Source organism: Caldicellulosiruptor bescii DSM 6725 (genome assembly GCF_000022325.1).
Lineage (GTDB): Bacteria > Bacillota > Thermoanaerobacteria > Caldicellulosiruptorales > Caldicellulosiruptoraceae > Caldicellulosiruptor > Caldicellulosiruptor bescii.
Genome location: NC_012034.1, coordinates 2,890,654 through 2,910,870 on the forward strand (window position 1 = coordinate 2,890,654; position 20,217 = coordinate 2,910,870).

18 protein-coding genes are annotated in these 20,217 nt (G+C 34.3%); 3 read left to right on the top strand and 15 right to left on the bottom strand.

From position 1 onward, the window contains the following. Positions 1–9: 9 nt before the first annotated feature. From ATHE_RS13845 to ATHE_RS13860, 4 genes are all read right to left on the bottom strand, one after another. Positions 10–1,017, bottom strand: coding sequence for a WYL domain-containing protein (locus tag ATHE_RS13845; protein ID WP_015909032.1), 1,008 nt, complete (start codon positions 1,015–1,017; stop codon positions 10–12). Further along, entirely contained in the window at positions 1,001–2,314 is a 1,314-nt protein-coding gene (locus ATHE_RS13850; protein ID WP_015909033.1) for a WYL domain-containing protein, read from the bottom strand. The genes ATHE_RS13845 and ATHE_RS13850 overlap by 17 nt, the downstream gene beginning before the upstream one ends. Before the next feature lie 127 nt (positions 2,315–2,441). Continuing rightward, on the bottom strand, positions 2,442–2,666 hold the full coding sequence (locus ATHE_RS14870; protein WP_015909034.1) for a hypothetical protein: 225 nt from the start codon (positions 2,664–2,666) through the stop codon (positions 2,442–2,444). Positions 2,667–2,704: 38 nt separating this feature from the next. Next, positions 2,705–4,714, bottom strand: coding sequence for a methyl-accepting chemotaxis protein (locus ATHE_RS13860; protein WP_015909035.1), 2,010 nt, complete (start codon positions 4,712–4,714; stop codon positions 2,705–2,707). A gap of 181 nt (positions 4,715–4,895) precedes the next feature. On the opposite strand from ATHE_RS13860, the gene ATHE_RS13865 reads away from it, so the two are divergent. Next, positions 4,896–5,897 carry a CAP domain-containing protein gene (locus ATHE_RS13865; RefSeq protein ID WP_015909036.1) on the top strand — a complete coding sequence of 334 codons (1,002 nt, stop codon included), beginning with the start codon at positions 4,896–4,898 and terminating at the stop codon, positions 5,895–5,897. Between the two features lie 103 nt (positions 5,898–6,000). Here ATHE_RS13865 and ATHE_RS13870 read toward each other — a convergent pair whose 3' ends face one another. The 7 genes from ATHE_RS13870 to ATHE_RS13900 form a co-directional block, all read right to left on the bottom strand. Next, positions 6,001–6,837, bottom strand: coding sequence for a fumarate hydratase (locus ATHE_RS13870; RefSeq protein ID WP_015909037.1), 837 nt, complete (start codon positions 6,835–6,837; stop codon positions 6,001–6,003). Between the two features lie 41 nt (positions 6,838–6,878). Further along, positions 6,879–7,508 carry a CvpA family protein gene (locus ATHE_RS13875; RefSeq protein ID WP_015909038.1) on the bottom strand — a complete coding sequence of 210 codons (630 nt, stop codon included), beginning with the start codon at positions 7,506–7,508 and terminating at the stop codon, positions 6,879–6,881. 7 nt (positions 7,509–7,515) lie between these two features. Continuing rightward, positions 7,516–8,550 (bottom strand): hypothetical protein, encoded by a 1,035-nt coding sequence (locus tag ATHE_RS13880; protein WP_015909039.1) that lies wholly within the window; start codon positions 8,548–8,550, stop codon positions 7,516–7,518. 17 nt (positions 8,551–8,567) lie between these two features. Then, positions 8,568–9,650: a SpoIIE family protein phosphatase gene (locus ATHE_RS13885; protein WP_015909040.1), complete on the bottom strand. Its 1,083-nt coding sequence runs from the start codon at positions 9,648–9,650 to the stop codon at positions 8,568–8,570. Between the two features lie 67 nt (positions 9,651–9,717). Next, on the bottom strand, positions 9,718–10,230 hold the full coding sequence (locus tag ATHE_RS13890) for a DUF4446 family protein (RefSeq protein ID WP_015909041.1): 513 nt from the start codon (positions 10,228–10,230) through the stop codon (positions 9,718–9,720). An 87-nt stretch (positions 10,231–10,317) separates the two neighbouring features. Then, positions 10,318–11,175, bottom strand: coding sequence for a ParB/RepB/Spo0J family partition protein (locus ATHE_RS13895; protein ID WP_015909042.1), 858 nt, complete (start codon positions 11,173–11,175; stop codon positions 10,318–10,320). After that, a complete protein-coding gene (locus ATHE_RS13900) occupies positions 11,176–11,964 on the bottom strand; it encodes a ParA family protein (protein WP_015909043.1) in 789 nt (262 codons plus the stop codon). A gap of 289 nt (positions 11,965–12,253) precedes the next feature. Between ATHE_RS13900 and ATHE_RS13905 the strand changes: the two genes are divergently transcribed. Then, complete coding sequence (locus ATHE_RS13905; protein ID WP_015909044.1) at positions 12,254–13,399, top strand: phosphate ABC transporter substrate-binding protein PstS family protein; 1,146 nt, start codon at positions 12,254–12,256, stop codon at positions 13,397–13,399. Between the two features lie 37 nt (positions 13,400–13,436). Then, entirely contained in the window at positions 13,437–15,080 is a 1,644-nt protein-coding gene (locus ATHE_RS13910; protein WP_015909045.1) for an alkaline phosphatase, read from the top strand. Positions 15,081–15,161: 81 nt separating this feature from the next. On the opposite strand, the gene ATHE_RS13915 is transcribed toward ATHE_RS13910, so the two are convergent. The 4 genes from ATHE_RS13915 to mnmE form a co-directional block, all read right to left on the bottom strand. Beyond that, positions 15,162–16,004, bottom strand: a complete 843-nt coding sequence (locus ATHE_RS13915; RefSeq protein WP_015909046.1) for a ParB/RepB/Spo0J family partition protein — start codon at positions 16,002–16,004, stop codon at positions 15,162–15,164. A 134-nt stretch (positions 16,005–16,138) separates the two neighbouring features. Further along, positions 16,139–16,855, bottom strand: coding sequence for a 16S rRNA (guanine(527)-N(7))-methyltransferase RsmG (gene rsmG, locus ATHE_RS13920; RefSeq protein WP_015909047.1), 717 nt, complete (start codon positions 16,853–16,855; stop codon positions 16,139–16,141). Between the two features lie 35 nt (positions 16,856–16,890). Continuing rightward, positions 16,891–18,777, bottom strand: coding sequence for a tRNA uridine-5-carboxymethylaminomethyl(34) synthesis enzyme MnmG (gene mnmG / locus ATHE_RS13925; RefSeq protein ID WP_015909048.1), 1,887 nt, complete (start codon positions 18,775–18,777; stop codon positions 16,891–16,893). A gap of 30 nt (positions 18,778–18,807) precedes the next feature. Further along, positions 18,808–20,175, bottom strand: coding sequence for a tRNA uridine-5-carboxymethylaminomethyl(34) synthesis GTPase MnmE (gene mnmE / locus ATHE_RS13930; RefSeq protein ID WP_015909049.1), 1,368 nt, complete (start codon positions 20,173–20,175; stop codon positions 18,808–18,810). Positions 20,176–20,217 lie beyond the last annotated feature (42 nt).

Below are 20,217 nucleotides of genomic sequence, written 5' to 3' on the forward strand. Positions count from 1 at the left end.
AAAGTAAATTTAAACTATATAATTGTTGCAGTATACTTTTAGCGCTTCTTTTACTCTTGAAATTATATTTTCTCTTATATGCTGAGGCTCAGTTACAACAACATTTTTACCTAAATATAATATTCTTGATATTATTTCTGCTTCTTCAAAATCATAATAGTAAATCCTTATCTCATGTCTGTTCTTTTCTTTCAAATAACGCGCACTTTTTTCAAATGAAGAAAACATGCAAAAAGCTTTCTCTAAGGCGTTTCTTGTATTCATCACTTCAATTATTATCGGCTGTTTTGATTTTGCATTTTTTAAATAAATTTCATATTCTTTTAAAACCTGTTCTCTATCAAAATTCCCCTCTTCAGGCTTTATTTCATCAATATTCTGAATAATACATTTTGCAAATGTTTTATGTAAAGGGGAGTAAAATATGGCATAGAACATATCATCCTTTAGAGAATATTGAATCTTCACAGGAATGCCAATAGTATCTTTGAAAACCTGTCTATTTCGTGCTGTGTATGTATATCGTAAAATCCTTTTTTCAAGTATACTTTTTGAAATTATTCTTAGTTTTGGCGCTAAGATTTTTATATCTTCTCTTAATAATATCTTTGAATAGTTCTTTGGAACAATTATGTTCATATCAATTGGCAAAACATTAGGAGTTTTTAGTTTTTTTATCTTCTCAATGGTGCTGCTATCCAAAAAAAGATTTGCGTACCTGCTCGACATAATAAGCTTTAGCCACATTATTTCTAAGTTTGTAACATATGGTTCAATCTTTGTATTTATTCTGAGTCTGTAGGTCTTGCTTTCATGAGGTTTTAGAACATAAATATTTTTCTGGTATGAATGGTTTCTGGCAAATATCCTGTCTTCAATTACTGGAAAATTACAATTGTATTTTGTTAGAATATCGTAAATCTCCTTCTGAGAAATTGTGCCGTTTTCGTGAGCTCTGTTTATAATCTCTTCTAAAGCCTTGTAAAATGTGCTTTTCGCCTCAATAAAAATCTCCATAGTTTCTCAGGATCTCCTTCCATTCGTTTATCATTTCTGTTTTGAGTTCTCTTCCAGCTTCAGTATCGTCAAGCACAACAGCTCTTTCACCAAAACTTCTCAGCCATCCCTTAAACTCTTTTATATTGCTAATATCATGCTCCACTTCAAATGTTCTCTCATCAATTTTGGTTATTCTTGCGTTTTTTAGCTCTCTTTTCACCCTTGCAAGCACAAAGTTGTACGGCGAATCCAGCGGGCATTTAAACATAATCTTAATCTTTTTAAATCCTTTTTTATTGTTCGGAACAGATACAAAAAAACATTTTTCAATCTTTTTTACAAAAGGTGAAATCTTTTGCGGGTCAAAATCTTCCTGCAAAATCTCTATCTTTTCTGTGCGCCACACTGGCAATGCCGATAAATCTTCTCCCCTTAATACCATAAAATACCATCTTCCAAGCTTTACATCATAAATTATTCTCACTGGTATGCATGAAAAATCTGATAAATGTCTTTTTTGGCGTGGATAGTACCAAACCTTTATCTTTTTATTGTTTGATGCTGCCTCTAAAAATTTCCATACAAGTTCCTCTTCAAGGATATAGTGGTGTGGAACGTATGTAAACCAAAATAGTCTGTTTGTATCCTTTAAAAACTCTTCTTCGCCAAGTTCTAAAAGGTATTTTTCCAGACTTTCTTTTAAGTACCATCCCGGAACGTTGGGAACATTCGTGTTTATAAAAAATAAAATAGATATATAAATGTCTTTTATCTCATCTATTGAAAAATCTTTTAATACATCCTTTATTTGAGAACATAGCATATACACCTTTTCATTTTTTAAATATTTCACAATACCCAAATTTTGAAGTTGTTTTAAGACTCTTTTCAGGCTGGACTCAAATCCAGCATCAGCAACATCTTCATCAAGTACCTGCGATATTTCGTTTGAAATCTGAGTAAAAGTTGCTTTTTTGTTTTCTGACAAGTTTAATATCTGCAATACCATAAAAAACAAGGTTGTTTGCAGTGCAGTAGAAGTTTTCGAAAAATATATGTTTATAAGTGGATTCTCAACATCTCTGAAAAAGTTTTCTACAATGCATGGCAGGGATTTTTTCCCTTCTTTTTCTGCTGAAAAATACTGGTCTTCCCCTAAGAAAATTCTAATTCTTCGAAGCTCATCATCAAATGTCCTTTTTGCAATGTTAAAATTCTCTGCATCTTCTCTTGAATAACATCCATACAGATATACAGTCCTTGTAAAATTTCTTAATTTATTAAAACCATTCACAAATGGATTGAATCCTGACATTTGTTTACACCTTCTTATAACGTTATTGTTGTAATCTTAAAAAAATTTGCAACATAATTATATTATAACAAAAAAGAACAGGCAGCATAGACTGCCTGCACTATATTTTCAATTTAAATTTTGCTTTTTACCTAATAAATGCTGTAAAAATTGCTAATATATACCCAACTAAATTTTGAAACAGCAGTATTACTTCTTTGCAAAGCTGAAAGATAGTATACCAAAGTCCAGATTTAAATAGACAAAAGAGAATATCATTGCTTATACACAAGCTAAAATAGAATATACTATTAGTTGCAATGAATGCTAATGTTAGTATTGAAAGTTTTTTGATATTATTGACAATATTCACTTTAAATTCCTCCTAATTTGTTATTGACTTAACTAATTTTACACTTTATCATCAGTCCCCATAGAAATTGACGCAAGTTTTACAATACCTTCATGGACATCTGAAAACTGGTCAATAAGTTTGTCAACAGCCTTCTTTTGATTTTGAAAGATGTCTCTTATTGATATAAGCATTTTAAAATACTGTGAAATGGACTGTGTTTGGTTTTTGAGCACATTGTTTATATTAAAAATCTTTTCCTGTTGGCTGGCTACTTTATTTATAACATCTTCTATCTTCGTCTTTATATGCTGATTTGACATTTCTATTTTTGACAGCGATTCAGACGAACGTTTTGCCACCTCAGCACCCGACTCAACAACTGATAGTACATTTTCAAGTTTACGATTTGTTCTTTCAAATGCTGAAAGTCCTGTTTCGATACTCTCAACAGAACTCTTTGCAAGATGGTTTGCTGACTGGGATAGCCTTGAAATCTCAGATGCTATCACTTCAAACGTTGGAATATTTCTCTTTGCAGCTTCAATTGACGCGTTGAGTGCTATTATTTTTATTCTCTCTGCAAGACTTGAAATATTCTGCGACATTCTCGCAATAGACCTGAAATCATCTATTGCCTTTTTCAAATCCATAGCTACCTCAATTATTGCAGAATTTACCGTGTACATGTGATTAATCAGTTTTTTTATAGACTCTTGTTCTTTTGATGTGGTTGCGTAGACCATTGAAGCCTCATTTTGTATCATTTTGAATATTTCAAACATCTTTTGAATCTGGTTTTCCAAATCACACACCATCTGTGTTGTTTGTTCAAAAACTATTTTTTGATTCTCAGCCAATGCTATAATCTCTTTTATCTGTTCACTTGTTATTTTACTTGTCTTTGAAGATTCTGATGCTATTTTGTTGAGTCTATCGATGTATTGCTGGGTTGTGCTAAGTGTTTGTTCAATATTTGTGGCATAGGTATAAATGTTTTTTACCATTCGCGAAAATTCCTGTGTTAAAAGTGCAATCTCATCATTTGCATCATTATCTACTTTTATCTGAATGTCAAAACTTCCTGATGCGATTTTCTTTGCACTTTCTGCAAGTTTAATAATTGGTCTTGTTATTCTGTTTGATACAAATAAACTTACTGTTATGATAACTATGAGGGTTACAATGAGCAGAATAATAGAGAATCTTAAAGAAGACTTAATAAAAGAAGATGCAATTGCGTTTGTGCTAATTAAGGCTAATACTCCTGCTACATCCGTCTTTTCACTTTTTCTGATTGGAATAAGGATATAACGATAATTACCTCTTTGAGCACTTGCTGCAATGTATTCATATTGACCAGAAAATGCCATTTTTAAATTGTTATTATCTATTACATTTCTGTTGGAGGATGACGAAATTGTTTTGCTTAAATCTTTTGGAAATACTGTAATGTCCATTTTAGTAAGCTGTGTAAGGTTTTCAACAAATTTCTTGTCAAGTTTATATCCAACAATTATAGTACCTATTACTCGCATGTTGTTTGCTGACATTTGACTAACTATATCTGACACTGATTTTATATATACTGTGCCATTTTCACACTGAACAGATGTGTGTTTCAGTCGTGCAAGCCCACATTTGACTAAGTAATCATCTTTCATGTTATCCCCATATTTTGAAAGAATATCACTTCGGCCAATCAATGTTCCTTTGCCATCTGTTATAACAATCTGGTGTATAGAAAGTTCACTGGCAAGAGGTGAAATTATCTGAACAACCTTGAGATGGTCTTTTTTGGCAACTGCTTCTCTAAGCTGTGGATTATTTGATATCAGGATGCTGTAGTCAAGCGAATGCTTGCAAAGTCTCTCTATCTCCTGCAAAACCACATTTTTGGCACTCTCTAATCTTGTTTTTATCTCTTTTTCTGCATCGTTCTGGATAAGGGCAAGTGAGAATATTAGAAATATTGAAATGGGTATGAATGAAATTATGACAAACCAAAACATTATTTTTGTCTTTAGCGAACCTGATATTTTTTTAACTACCTCTTTTATTGCATTCATCTTTTGTCTCAGCTCCTTTTTCATTTTTTCCAGTATGAATTTTACTTCTTTTTTATTAAAGTTATGTTTTTAAGAAGTTAAATTATTGTTAAAACAATGGTCTTGTATCAAGATGATATTTTTCATTACATGTGATATTATTAAACTATATTAAATTTTTCTTTTGGGTGATTTTATAAAAATGTTTGCAAATAGATATTATTCATTTAGGAGCTGCGCTTTATTATTAATAATAACATTTGTTGTCAATATAGGTATGCATCTGGCAGACAATTGCGCTGCTATTGCCGCAAACAAGCAAAATCGAAAAATATATATGTTTTGTTCAAAGTCACATTTTGATAAGGTTTATTCTGATGTTGATATACAGACATTTAAAAGTCCTTTTGACTTTCCGTTTGTTGTATCAAAAGAGCCTTCAGATTTTTTCATTGCTGGATTTAAAAATGATAGGCTTGTTTTATATTATACAAATTCAAAATTCTTTTCTGGATTTAACAATATAAAGATTGGCTTGAGCTCAGATATTGTTAAAAAATCAAAGCTTTATTTTATAGATAGATTCGTTATAATCAGAGGAAACTCAACTTATGTTTATAATGATAGCAATTTAAAAGTCGAATATGATGTTGCGCTTGTAAAAAATTTTTATGTTTTTTTGTTTTATGACAGGCTTGCTAAACCAAATAGTGTTTGTGGCATTTTTATGGTAGAAAAGAGTCTCTGGGACGAGTTCTTAATAAATGAACATCCTATTACTGCAAATAAGGACGCTATACAAAGTCTTCTTGTATCTTTTGAAAAAATAAATCTTATTCACTTAAATTCAATCAGATTTTATTTTAAAAAACAGTATTTTATTTTTTCTGATATTATTTCTAAGCTTGCAAGAATGCATTCACATAATATGGCAAAATATAATTTTTTTGCACACACAGATATTTTTGAAAAAACTCCTTCAGATAGATTCAAGGATGCTGGAATTTTATACACAAAACTTGGTGAGAACATTGCAATGGGGACAAAACTTTTACCTTTTTTTGCTAACCATCTTCTCTTGAACTCAAAAGGACACAGACAAAACATTGAAGGAAGTTTTGAGGTGGTTGGAACAGGATGCGCTGTTGACCCAAACCATGAAAATGTGTACTATACACAGGATTTTGCAGTCCTGATAAGGTAAGAAGTGCTACTCTGGTTTATATCGCAAAATTAAAAGGGGATGTCTAAACACAGCAATTAGATATCCCCTTTTTAATAAAGCTATGATTTTGCTTTTTTTGTCACTATATTTCTATCTTCACATGCCGTGCAACGTGACAACATATATTCACTGCGACTGGCAACCCTGCAATGTGTGTCGGAAACTCCTCAATAAAAACATCAAGTGCTGTAGTTTTCCCACCAAACCCTTCAGGTCCTATCCCGAGAGAGTTTATTTTTTCAAGCAGTCTTTCTTCAAGTTCTGCAATATATTTTCTGGGATGCCTTTGTCCAACTTTTCTCAGAAGCGCCTTTTTAGATAAAATTGCTGCAAGATCAAATGTCCCACCAATTCCAACTCCGACCAAGATTGGTGGGCAAGGATCAGATCCAGCTTTTTTTACTGTCTCAACAACAAAATTTTCAATTCCTTCAACACCGTCTGCCGGCGCGAGCATACAAAGCGCACTTTTATTCTCACTTCCAAATCCTTTGGGCATAAAATGAATTGTGATTTTATCTCCTTTTACCATATCAATATGAATTATAGCTGGTGTGTTGTCTTTAGTATTTTCTCTCTCAATCGGGCTTTTTACCATTGACTTTCGAAGGAAAAAGTCTGTGTATGCTCTTGAGACTGCTCTGTTTATGGCCTCTTTCAAAGAACCTTCAATAAACACATCTTCACCAATATCCACAAAAAACACCGCAGCACCAGTGTCTTGGCAAACAGGTCGCATTTTTTGTTTTGCAAGTTGTACGTTTTTTATGAGATTTTCCAACGTATATTTTGCAATTCCATCTTCTAAAGCATAAGCCTTGTTAAGACTATCTTTGATATCGTCCGGCAATACGCATACCGCTTCATTTACAGCCTCATATACCTTTTGTTCGATAATTTCAGCCTTTACAATTCTCATTTTTCCATATTACTCCTTTGTCTGATATTAAAAATTCAAATTCATATCTTCAAATACTGTCTCATGAGCATCACAATTATATTGTTATCATACAAAAACTCTGCAAACATTGAGGTCTTTATGACCTTCTGTGCTGTCTTGAAAATCTCTGCGTTCGGGAAAAAATAGAGAATTGAAAAGGCTATGTAGATGATTATGAGCGCAACAGCCACACCTGCCAAAAGCCCTAAAAACCCGTCCACCTGCCCCACAACCGGCACCTTTCTCATAAACCCAATGGACCTTTTTAAGCCTGAGATTACAATCTTTGTTGCCACAAATATCAGAATCATGGCAATAAAATTGGCAAGGACAATTGCTGCAGCATCTTGCAGGGTTCTGTTTAGAGTCTCTTGCGCTTGTATTATAGCACCTTTAAAAAACTGAGGTACTGTTGGTAGAATATCGTCCTTTATCACAACCTTTTGTCTTACAAAGCTGTAGATAGCCTCTTTAAGAGTCGGTGATTGAAGTATAAAGCTGCTGACAAACTTGTATCCAAACACTGCAACAAACCATGAAATTATGTACGACCCTATATCAAATGCCATTCTGAGCACACCTTTTTTGTACCCAACCCAGCTGCCTATTAAAATTACCGCAAGTACTACCAAGTCGGCTGCGTTTGGCATGTGGTTTTTACCACCTTTCTTTATAACATTCAATCCTATCATTAAATATATAGTACAACTTGTCCTGGCTTAGAACAGCTTTTACAAAGCCCAAAGAATTTACTTTTAGATGTTTTAGTCTGTTTAAATTCAATGAATAAATCTCAACCTTGTTGCCAATTGTCAATGCTATTTTGTCGTTTGTAGCAACAGCCCAGTCAAACGGTGACAACCTTTTGAACAAAAACCTGTCTGTATATCTGTTATATGAAAGAATATCTTTTGACGAAACTAAAACTTCTGGATTTCCCACAACATGTTTTGGAGTGCTGCTAAAGTTAAAAGATTTTATCTTTCTTGTCAACTGCATGTCATATACACTGAGTTTTTTCCCATCCCAAACAGCAATGTAGTTTTGTATAACAAAAAGTTTTTTCACATTTAAAAATGTTGAAGGAAGTATTTTTGACATAAATACTCCTCTTTTGTCTATAAACGATATTGCTAAATCTCCATTTGAGATACTTTTAACAATAGTAGCAACAAAATTATTTCCTATATCAAAGTCTATAACATTTTCATTTATCTTTGCAGAATAAATAATGTTTTGATTACTGTCATATGTAATAAGATAGTTTTCCTTGTTGCTCAAAAGCACACAAACCTTGCCATCTTTTATTTTAACATCTTTTATTGCAACAGGGTACATGATATCTTTTTGTTCAGATGCTGTTATTATGCGAAGATATTTTCCACCTTCAACAAACGCCACTGCAACCTGCCCATCTGAGTATCCTTTATGGTTCTGATACGCAATTTTTGTCCATTTTATTGTATCACTTTTTAAAATACCAATCTTTCCTCTGAAAATAACCGCAGCTCCACCTTTGAGTGGCAAAACATCTTCAAAATATCTTATGTTTGGATATGTCTTTGTGTATTCATATTTCATAAAAATGTACGGATTTAAAAATTCTATCCCAAAGAGGTTTAAGCTCAGCACAAATGCAATAATGAGTGCTGCAACAACAATCAATTTATACACAAATTTCAAAAACCTCATTTTCTTTCACACTCTTTTTAAATCTTCTCAACCATCAAAACAGCTATGTCATCGTCTATATCTGAGACAAAATTTCTCACATCTCTTATTAAAAGCTCTGTGTTGATGTTCTTAATACTAAGTATTCTTTTTATAAGCCTCTTTTTACCGTACATCTCACCTTGTTTGTTCTTGCTTTCAATAAGACCATCTGAGTAAAATATCAGCTTGTCATTTTTCTCAAGAATTGTCTCTTTCATCTCAAACCCTTGTTCAAGGTCAATTGATGCAATAGGCTGCCCTCTCATCGAAAACATTTTAACCTTCTTATTCGCTTTGACCAAAATGGGCTCTGTCACATGCCCGGCAGAAATCATAGTAACTTTTCCACTTTGTTTTTCCAGGATGCCAAGCACTACGGTGATGTATATCTCGCTTGGAAAATTCATCTCTATAAAATCCAAGAGAACTCCCTTTATTATCTCCTGGGCACTTGAGTTTATGTAAGTGTGAGCATTTTTGATGATGCTTTGTTTGACAAATATTGTTACCATTGAAGCCAAAAGGCCGTGCCCTGCCACATCTGCAACATAGAAAACTATCTTGTCATCTATATTGATGACATCCAAAAAATCTCCGCCAAGCCTTTCACACGGCTTGTATGTATATGTAATTCTATACCCTTCAATTCTTGGTATGACTGGCAGAAGCGATTGCTGAAGCCTCTTTGCAAACTCCAAGTCACGTCTCAAAATCTCATTCTGGCGTCTAAGCCTCTCTTCAATCTTTTTCTGTTCTGTAATATCTCTGAACACCTCAACAGTTCCAACAACTTTTCCATCCTGGCCACAAACCGGTGAGCTTATGACATAGTATGTCTTGTCTTTATAATGTGTATACTTCATAAACCGCGTATTTTCTCTTATAGACCTTATTGCAATGCAGTCTTCACACCGTGAATCTTTGCAAAAAAGTTCATAGCACTTTTTGCCTGTCTGGTCGCCAAATTCTTCTTTCATCTTTGTATTGCAAAAAACAACAACTCCATCTATATCAATGACCCTAACAAGGTCAAGCATTCCATTTAAAATACTCTCATAAAATTTTTTCGAAAACTCCATTCTTTTTCCCCCGCCAATGACAAACTTTTTATCATTGGCAGGGCCCTCCCTTCTTTTGTGATATTCTTTACTCTTTTATCTCCTTTGAAATGTAGTTTTTTCTTGCAATGTCGATTGCCTGAATCTCTTCTGCTGAAAGCGGGTACTTTGAAAGTCCATTTTCAATGGGTTTTGCATATACACTGCAGCCCTCTCTTGAATATATACTGTTTATCACAACCCCCGTATCAAACTCATCAAGAAGCGCCAAAGCAAAGCTGAGCTTGCTCCCCACATTCTCAAATGCATCATATCGAACAATGCCAACCTTTTTTATGCACATCTTGGTATTTTCACTCAGTATTCTGTGACTTTTTGACAGAGCTTTTAGAACCTCCTCAAAATATTCAACCTTTTCATTTGTCTGTTTTATTATCTGCTCTAAATTTTTGAAATCTTGATTTGAGGTAAGGTCAAGAAATCTTCTTTTAAGACTTTTGTTTTTTGTAACTTGTATCAAAAGCGCAAGAAAAAGTATCAAGTTCAGTGCAAGAAAAAAAATTATTATCTCAGGAGCATATGTAGTAATAAAACTTTCCATAAAATTTCCTCCCCGATGTTTTATACTAAATGTTTTTAATGTTCCACGTGGAACATTTCATTGATAGATTTTTGATGATAGTTTGCTCTATGGCATCAGAATAGAAATTATCTTTTCAAGCTCTTCATCTGATGAAAATTCAATCTCTATCTTGCCCCTATTTTTCTTTTTTTGAATCTTTACCTTCAAACCAAATAGTTTCATGAGATTTTCTTCAATCTCACGTATTATCTCGCTTTCAACTTCAATTTTATTTTTTTCATTGCTGGATTTTATAAGGTTTTCAAGTTCTCGCACGCTTAAATTCTTTTCAGCAACAAGTTGAGCAAGTTCATTTCTTTGCCTTTCATCTTCAACCGAAAGCAATACCTTTGCATGTCCTTCTGAAATCTTGCCTTCTATTATAAGGTTGATAATGTCATTGCCAAGATTTAAAATTCGAAGGGTATTCGCAATTTTTGAACGAGATATTCCAAGTCTCTTTCCAAGTTCTTCTTGCGTATATCCAAACTCATCCATAAGTTTCTTAAATGCTAAAGCCTTCTCATACGGATTTAAATCCTTTCTCTGGATATTTTCTATCAGAGCTATCTCCAAGGGATTTTCATATTCCTTTACTATGCACTTTACTTTTTTAAAACCAGCAAACTTGCAAGCTCTTAATCTTCTCTCACCTGCAATCAAAACATATCTGTCAGCCTTTTTTTGTACAACAAGAGGCTGTATAAGCCCTACACTTTTAATTGAGTTTGCAAGCTCTTCTATTTCTTCATCATTAAAAACTTTCCTTGGTTGATTTTCAGAAAGGTCAATCAAATCAATATCAATCTCTTCAATTTTCTCACTATTTTCGTTTTTATCTTCTACCACTTCAGACTCCATCTCAGAGCTTACAAAATCTTCTCCAAACAGGGCATCAAGACCTCTTCCAAGCCTCTTTTTCATTTATATTGCACCTCTTGAAAATGTATTTTCTATCCTGTTTATGTACTCCTCGGCAAGCTCTATGTACGCCTTTGCACCCTTTGATTCAGGATCATAAAATATACCCGGAATACCAAATGAAGGTGCTTCAGAAAGTCTTACATTTCGAGGAATTATACTCAAAAAAACCTTCTGCCCAAAAAACCTTTTTACCTCATCAACAACCTCTAATGAAAGATTTGTTCTTGAGTCAAACATTGTAAGAACAACCCCATCAATCTCTAAGCTTTTGTTTAAATGCTTTCTGACAAGAGATATGGTATTAGAAAGCTGACTCAAGCCTTCTAAGGCATAGTACTCACACTGGATTGGAATTATAACAGAGTCAGCAGCTGCCAGAGCGTTTAATGTCAATAATCCCAAAGATGGTGGACAGTCAATAAAAATATAGTCATATTCATCTTTTATCTTTTCAATAGCATCTTTTAGCCTAAATTCTCTGGCAATCATTGATACAAGTTCTATCTCAGCACCAGCCAAGTTTACATTGGCGGGTAGAATACTCAAATTCTCAAATTTTTCTTTTACAATAGCTTCATCTGCCGAGCAATTACCTATCAAAACATCATATGTAGTCTTATCAAGAGTTTTTTTGTCAATTCCAAAACCACTTGTGAGATTGCCCTGCGGGTCACAGTCAATTGCCAAAACCTTTTTTTTCATTTTACTTACTGCGGCAGATAAATTAACACAAGTGGTTGTTTTCCCAACACCACCTTTTTGGTTAACTATTGCAACAATTCTTGCCATTTTCATCTTCTCACTTTGAGTTTTTAATTAAATTATATCATAAGAATGTTCCACGTGGAACATTTGATTAACATTTTAATCAAACAAAAAATTTAACAAGTGAATAGAACTCTGATTAAATTGGATTTTTCAAAATTTATTTGACAATCGACATTCATTAACATATTTTTAACATTATCTTAATTTAACTTTAACCTGCAATAAACAAACATTTAACTTTGATTTAATAAAACTTAAACATTGAAAGAGTATACTATGATTTGCAAAAAATCTTGAGGAGGGGTAATTCATGAAAAAAGTATTCTTTAAAAAGGTTATTACTCTAATAGCACTTTATTGCTTTATGTCAACAATATGTTTAATCCCATTAATGTCCTACTCACAAAGTCTAACAGTAAAGTCAAAATCACTTCCCTCATCAACAACACAAAAACAGATTATTATTACATTTTCACAGGATATCTTAAAAGGTCCAAATTTTGATAAGATAACACTTTTAAAAAACAAAAAATCAAAGGTACAATTCTCAGCTCAGGTTTCATATAACAAGCTTGTCATAACAATAAAAGAAAATCTTACTCCAAAAGCTCAGTATCTATTGACAATTCCAAAAAATGCTCTAAAGTCAGCTAAAGGAGATTATAACCCAGAACTTAAGTACACATTTATTCCACAAACTTTTTCAACAAACCTTTCTGGAAGAATTATGATTGCAGGGTCAACATCTGTTCAGCCACTTGCTGATGAACTTGCAAAATATTTTATGCAGCAATATCCAAAAGTATCAATTGAGGTTCAAGGTGGAGGCTCATCAGTGGGAATAAAATCTGCTATTCAAGGAATTGTAGACATTGGAACATCATCAAGAGAACTGACAGAGGATGAATCAAAACAGCTATCAGCAAAAGGCTGGCAAGAGATAAAAATTGCAGAAGATGGCATTGCAGTTATTGTTCACAAATCCAATCCTGTGTCAAACCTCTCAATTGAACAAATTAGAGACATATTCTCTGGCAAGATTAAAAACTGGAAAGAGGTTGGCGGTAAAGACGCTAAAATAGTTGTTGTCACAAGAGAAGAAGGTTCTGGTACAAGAGGCGCGTTTGAAGAAATAGTTATGGGAAAATCATCAAAGATAACAGACTCAGCAATTGTCCAGCCATCAACTGGTGCTGTAAAAACAACAGTTTCACAGGATGAAAATGCAATTGGATATATATCAATTGGCGTATTAGATAGCACAGTAAAAGGTGTCAAGGTTGAAGGTGTTGAACCATCAGAAAAGAACGTAAAGCTCGGAAAATACAAAATTAAAAGACCATTTCTCTTCTTAGTTTCCAAAAATCCAAGCAAGGTAACAAAAGCATTTGTTGATTTTGTCCTCTCTGATGAAGGTCAGGCAATTGTAGCTAAAAACTATATCTCAGTTAAGTAAAATTTATAAAACTAAAATAAAGGGGTGAATTTAGTAAATGAAAAATGTTTTTTTGAGAAGAAAAAATATACTTATTTCAGTAATTTTAATCCTATGTCTAATTTTATCAACTCTTTCATTTGCTCAACAAGATATAAACGATAATGAAAATAGAGTCAAAAATGTTATTTTAATGATTCCTGATGGTATGACAATAGCCCACATAACGCTTGCTCGCTGGTATCAAGATGGAAAACCTTTGGCAATGGACGAACTTGCCTGTGGGCTTGTAAGAACATATTCAGCAAACAATCCAATTACAGACTCAGCACCAGCTGCAACAGCTTATGCTACAGGGTATAAAACCCAAAACAGGTACCTTTCCATATATCCTGAGATTGTTTCAATGCCAGGAGTTGGGCAAGTAGAGGAAAAAGATTTTTATAAGCCTATAATAACTATATTGGAAGCAGCTAAAAATTTAGGAAAATCAACAGGTCTTGTTTTCACATGCCAGTTTCCGCACGCAACACCTGCTGCTTTTGCCTCACATACAGACAACAGAAATGATTATGAATCTATAGCCGAGCAGATGGTTTATAACCATGTTGATGTTGTGCTCGGTGGAGGGTACAAATACATTGACAAAAATCAGAGAAAAGACAAGGAAGATTTGGCAGGTTACTTGAAGCAAAATGGCATTTTTGTTACAACAAACTGGCATGATGCAAAAAACTTTTTAGGAAAGAAAATCTGGGGACTTTTTGCCCAGGACGCAATGCAATATGATTTTGACAGAAATGGCACAGGTGAACCGTCTTTAGCAGAGATGACTCAAAAAGCACTCCAGATTCTGTCCAAGAATAGAAACGGATTTTTCTTAATGGTTGAAGGCAGCCAAATTGACTGGGCATCACATGCAAACGACCCCGTTGGAGTTGTATCAGAGGTTTTGGCATTTGACAAGGCTGTCAAAGTAGCTTTAGACTTTGCAAAGTCAAGAGATGATACAGCTGTAATTATTGCACCAGACCATACCAATGGTGGTATGACACTTGGAATAGGAACAACTTCAATTGACAGTATACTATTGAATCATTTTCTGAGGTACATCAGAGAAGCAACAAGAACGGCAGCAGTAGCAGAAAAAATACTTGGAAACAATAGAACAGATGAAAATATCAAAAAGGTAGTATCACAGTATTATGGCATTGACAATCTCACACAGGATGAAATAAATGCAATCAAAAACGCTCCTCAGGGAAGGTTAAACTATGTATTAGGTCCAATTATAAGCAAGCGATCATACATTGGTTGGACTTCAAATGAACACACAGGTGAAGAGGTTGTTTTATATGCATATCACCCAAAAGATTACATTCCAAGAGGTGTTATTGAAAACACAGAGGTCTGTGACTACATGGCAGAAATTCTTGGTATTGACCTTGGAAGCTTTAATGAAAATGCATATATCTCAAACATTGACTTAGAAGAAAAAGGATATGATGTTTCCATTGACACAAGTAACCCGTCAAATATTCAGCTTGTAATAAACAAAGGAAGTAAAACGTACATCATCCCGCAAAACAAAAATGTTGTTTTAGAAGGTTATAATCAGTATAAGTTAAAATATGTAAGTGTGTACATTCCAAGTGCGAAAAGGTTCTTTGTATCAAGTGAGATAGAAAGTTTGATTAAATGACTTTAACATTTAAAATCATGGTCGCTCAATAAGTTGAGCGGCCTTTTTGTTTTATTTAAAAACAAAAAAATACCTCCTCTTTTATGAGGAGGTCTGCGGGGATTTTTTATTTATTCTAACGATTATTTCGTAGTATGCGTCTGTTTTGTTTTCTTTTATATCATAATTTATATCAGTTTTTTGGAATATTTTCAAGGCCTTTTTTATGGTATTATATACCACTCTGCAATCGTTCATAGAAATTTTTATTACTCTCGAAGTTTTAGCAATCTTTTTACCACTCAGAAAATCTGATATAAGCCTTTCTGTCTGTGATACGGTAAGATTACCTTCAATTATTCGCGATAATATATATTTCATATCCTCTTGCGATTCAAGTTTTAATAGCGCTCGTGCATGACGTTCTGAAAGACCATGTTCACGTATCACCCATCTTATATCTGCTGGCAACTGCAAAAGTCTTATTTTATTAGCAATGGCAGACTGAGTCTTACCCACCCTTTTTGCAATCTCAACTTGGGTGAGTCCAAACTCGTCTGATAGCTGTTTATATCCTTGAGCTTCTTCGAAAAAGTCAAGGTCTTGACGCTGTATATTTTCTATGAGTGCTAAAATTGCACTTTCAATGTCAGTTACATTAATTACAACTGCCTTAATTTTACTATACCCAAGATGCTTGCAAGCTCTAAGTCTTCGCTCTCCTGCAATGAGATAATAATATTCACCCTTTTTCCTCACAATAATTGGCTGCAAAAGCCCATAAGTTTTTATAGATACAGCTAACTCTTCAATAAGTCGTTCATCAAAATTAACCCTTGGTTGATATGGATTTGGTAAAATCTTTTCAATTGGTACATCCTCAATGTAATATATCTCTTTTTCAATATCCCCTTTGTTTGTCTGTCGTATCAAAAGTGAAAACAACTTTTTTCTCCTTCCTTTTACAACTTTCTTTTGTAATCTATTTATTTAAATTCTTCCCTCCTTCAAAAACTCCTTCTTTTTATTTCAAGATTTTTCAGACATTTTCAAACATAATAAAACAATTTTCTCTTTGACTATAGGGGTTTTTTTACAATTTGTTTCGTATTTCTGGGGAAATTTGACGGTGTCTGTCGCAATTTTTTTATTATAATAATACTTCTTTTCTCATCAGAATATGGAAGCACAAATTTTTCTATACTATAAATTTCTCCACCCAGAATTTCAATTGCATTTTTCGCCAAGTCAATCTCATCTTCACATTCAAAGCCTTTTTGAGCTAAAAAAGCACCGCCAACTTTTAGTAGCGGAATGGCGTATTCGCACAGGACATTTAATCTATCAACCGCACGTGCAAACACAAAGTCAAATTTTTCTCTAAACTCTTCTTTTCTTCCTAAAACTTCTGCTCTTTCACACACAACATTTACACCAGAAATACCCAGACTTTCTTTTGCTTCATTCATAAATTTACATTTTTTTTTGTTTGAGTCATTAAGAAATACATTCACGCTTGGCATAGCAATCTTTACAAAAAGTCCGGGTGCACCAAATCCTGAACCAATGTCGATGGCAACTGGGTTTTGGTTTGAATTTTCTTGTTCAATAAATTTCAATAGAGAAAGAGAGTCAGCAATATGTTTTATTACAAACTCTTCTTCATTTTCTATAGCTGTGAGGTTAAAAAGTTTATTCTTTTCAAGTACCAAGTTCATGTACTTAATCAAAAGGTGTTTTACAACTAACGGGTTTTTTACTTTATAATATTCAAGCACTTTATCCAAAAGCTCCATCTTTTCTATTCCCCTTTAAAAAGTAAAGGTTATAATTAATCTTTTTTAACATTTTTTGCAGTCTCAAGCCAGATAAGAAGAACAGAGATATCTGCCGGTGAAACACCAGAAATTCTTGAAGCTTGGCCAATTGAAGCAGGCTTTATTTGTGAAAGTTTTTGTTTTGCCTCAGTCGAAAGCCCAGCTATTTTGTTATAGTCAACCCATTCAGGTATCTTTTTGTTTTCAAGCTTTTTAAACTGTTCAATTCTCTCAAGTTGTTTTTTGATATATCCCTCGTATTTTATCTCAATCTCAACCTCATCTTGGACATACCACGGAAGGTCAGGTCGATTTATGTCTATCTCCTTCAAATCCTCATACGAAAGCTCAGGTCTCTTTAACAAGTCAGATAGCCTAACACCTGTTGAAATCGGTGATGAACCTTTTTGCAGCAAAAGCTTATTTACCTTTTCGCTTGGTGCTATTATAGTATTTTTTACCCTGTTAATCTCATCTTCTATCATTTTTTTCTTTTGCAGAAACTTTTCATATCTTTGCTGTGATATAAGCCCAATCTTGTAGCCAATTTCAGTAAGACGAAGGTCTGCATTGTCCTGCCTCAAAATTAGTCTGTATTCTGCTCTTGATGTCATAATTCTATAAGGTTCATTTGTCCCTTTTGTCACAAGGTCGTCTATCAGCACTCCAATGTAAGCCTGTGACCTGTCCAAAATGAGCATTTCTTTGCCTTTGACATACATTGCAGCGTTAATACCTGCAATTATTCCCTGAGCAGCAGCCTCTTCGTACCCTGATGTCCCATTTATCTGCCCTGCAGAAAAAAGTCCTTTAATTTTTTTAAACTGCAGTGTAGGCTCAAGCTGAAGTGGATTTATACAATCGTACTCTATTGCATATGCTGGTCGCATTATCTTGACATTTTCAAGACCTATTACACTTCTGTACATTTTTACTTGGACATCTTCTGGCAAAGATGTTGACATACCTTGTACATACATCTCGTCTGTGTCAATACCTGTAGGTTCAATAAACACCTGATGTCTTGGTTTGTCTGCAAACCTTACAATTTTATCTTCAATCGAAGGACAGTATCTTGGTCCCACCCCAGAAATAAGACCTGTAAAAAGTGGTGCCCTGTGAAGGTTTTCTCTTATTATTCTATGAGTTTCCTCTGTTGTGTATGTCAAATAGCAAGGCACTTGTTCAATATTGAAATTATCTTCATTTTCAAAAGAAAAGGGCAAAGGCTTTTCGTCTCCTGGCTGAATCTGCATCTTTGAAAAGTCCAATGACCTTCTGTGAACACGCGCAGGTGTGCCAGTTTTAAACCTCATCATCTCAATCCCAAGTTTTTTGAGATTTTCTGTCAAGTACCTTGCTGGATGCATACCGTCAGGACCACTATCAAAAACAGTTTCACCTACAATTACTCTTCCACCAAGAAAAGTACCTGTAGCAAGTACAACAGCTTTTGCTAAAAAAACTGCGCCTGTTGTTATTTTCACACCCTTTACACGTCCATCTTCAACTAAAACCTCACACACCTCTGCTTGCCTTATGTCAAGGTTTTCTTGATTTTCAAGCACTCTTTTCATATATAGTCTGTAGCGGCTTCTATCACACTGTGCTCGCAGTGAATACACTGCAGGACCTTTTGCCCTGTTCAGAATCCTTACCTGAATAGCTGTTGCATCTGCAGCTTTCCCCATCTCACCACCAAGCGCATCTATCTCGCGAACCAAGTGTCCTTTGCCTGTTCCTCCTATACTTGGATTGCACGGCATGTTGCCGACAGAGTCTAAGTTTATAGCAAATATTATAGTTTTTAGCCCAAGCCGGGCAGACGCAAGCGCAGCTTCTATACCTGCATGTCCAGCCCCAACCACCGCAACATCATATTCACCTGCAATAAATTCCATAATCTAAAGTTCTACCTCCCTTTTGGTTCTTTATTTTCCAATACAAAACATCGAAAAAATCCTGTCAACCATATCTTCTGTTACATTTTTCCCAGTTATTTGATAAAGACTATCAAGTGCGTTTTTAATGTCAATTGAAAGAATATCAAGAGGCACAGCATACATGTTTTCTTTTGCTGAGACTAAAAACTCCTTTGCTTTTAAAAGAAGCTCTTTGTGGCGAAGGTTTGTTATAAGTACACTATCGTGCGTTTCAATGTTTTGATTTAAAACCTCGTTTGCTATTGCCTTTTCAACAAGTTCCAAGTTCTTGTCACGCTCAACAGATATGAAAATACCCTCTTTTCCAAAAATTCTTTTAATGTCATCTTGCGATACTTTTACTTCTTTGTCTATCTTGTTTACAATAACAATAAACCTCTTGTTTTTGATAGCCTCAAAAATCTCCAAATCCTCCTGCAAAATGCCGCTTGATTCTACCATGAATAGTACAAGGTCGGCTCTTTCGATACTTTCCAATGTCTTTTTAACACCAATTTTTTCAACAATGTCCTCTGTTTTTCTTACCCCTGCAGTGTCGGCAAGGATTATTGGAACACCTTCTATGTCTAAAACTTCTTCAATCACATCTCGTGTTGTTCCTGGTATGTCTGTCACAATTGCTTTTTCCTCTTTCAATAACCTGTTTAAAAGAGAAGATTTTCCGACATTTGGTCTTCCCACTATAACTGTATAAATCCCGCTCTTTATTGCCTTTCCTGTCTCATACGATTTTATAAGTTTTTCTATTTTCGCCAGCGCAGCATCAATTGTGAACAAAATTTCATCTTTCGACACCTCATCAACCTCATGTTCAGAAAAGTCAATTGACGCTTCAATTGATGCAACCATGTTCAAAAGAAGCTGAGAAATCTCTTCAATTCTCTGGCTTAGCATTCCTTTTAACTGTTTTGCAGCGTTTTGTTGCAAAAGCCTTGTCTTTGAATTTATTATATCAATCACAGCTTCAGCTTGAGACAGGTCAATCCTGCCGTTTAAAAAGGCTCGTTTTGTAAACTCACCCGGCATGGCATGACGCGCACCACTTTTGATTGCAGCCTCTAAAATTCTTTTTAGCACAACCATGCCACCGTGGCTCTGAATCTCAACAACATCCTCACCTGTGTACGAATTGGGAGATTTAAACTTTATCAAAATTGCCTCATCGACAAACTCATCACCGTCATATACATCAACAAGTGCAGCATACCTTGTAGGAATGTCTTTTACAGTTTTGTATTTTCTACTTCTTATGAGCTTTTGTGCAATATCAAAAGCATTTTTACCTGATATTCTTACAATTCCTATTCCGCCGGTTCCAATCGGAGTTGAAATTGCAACAATGGTGTCAAACTCCATCTCTTACTTTCCCCTCTTTTACAAAACTTTTTAGAATACAAA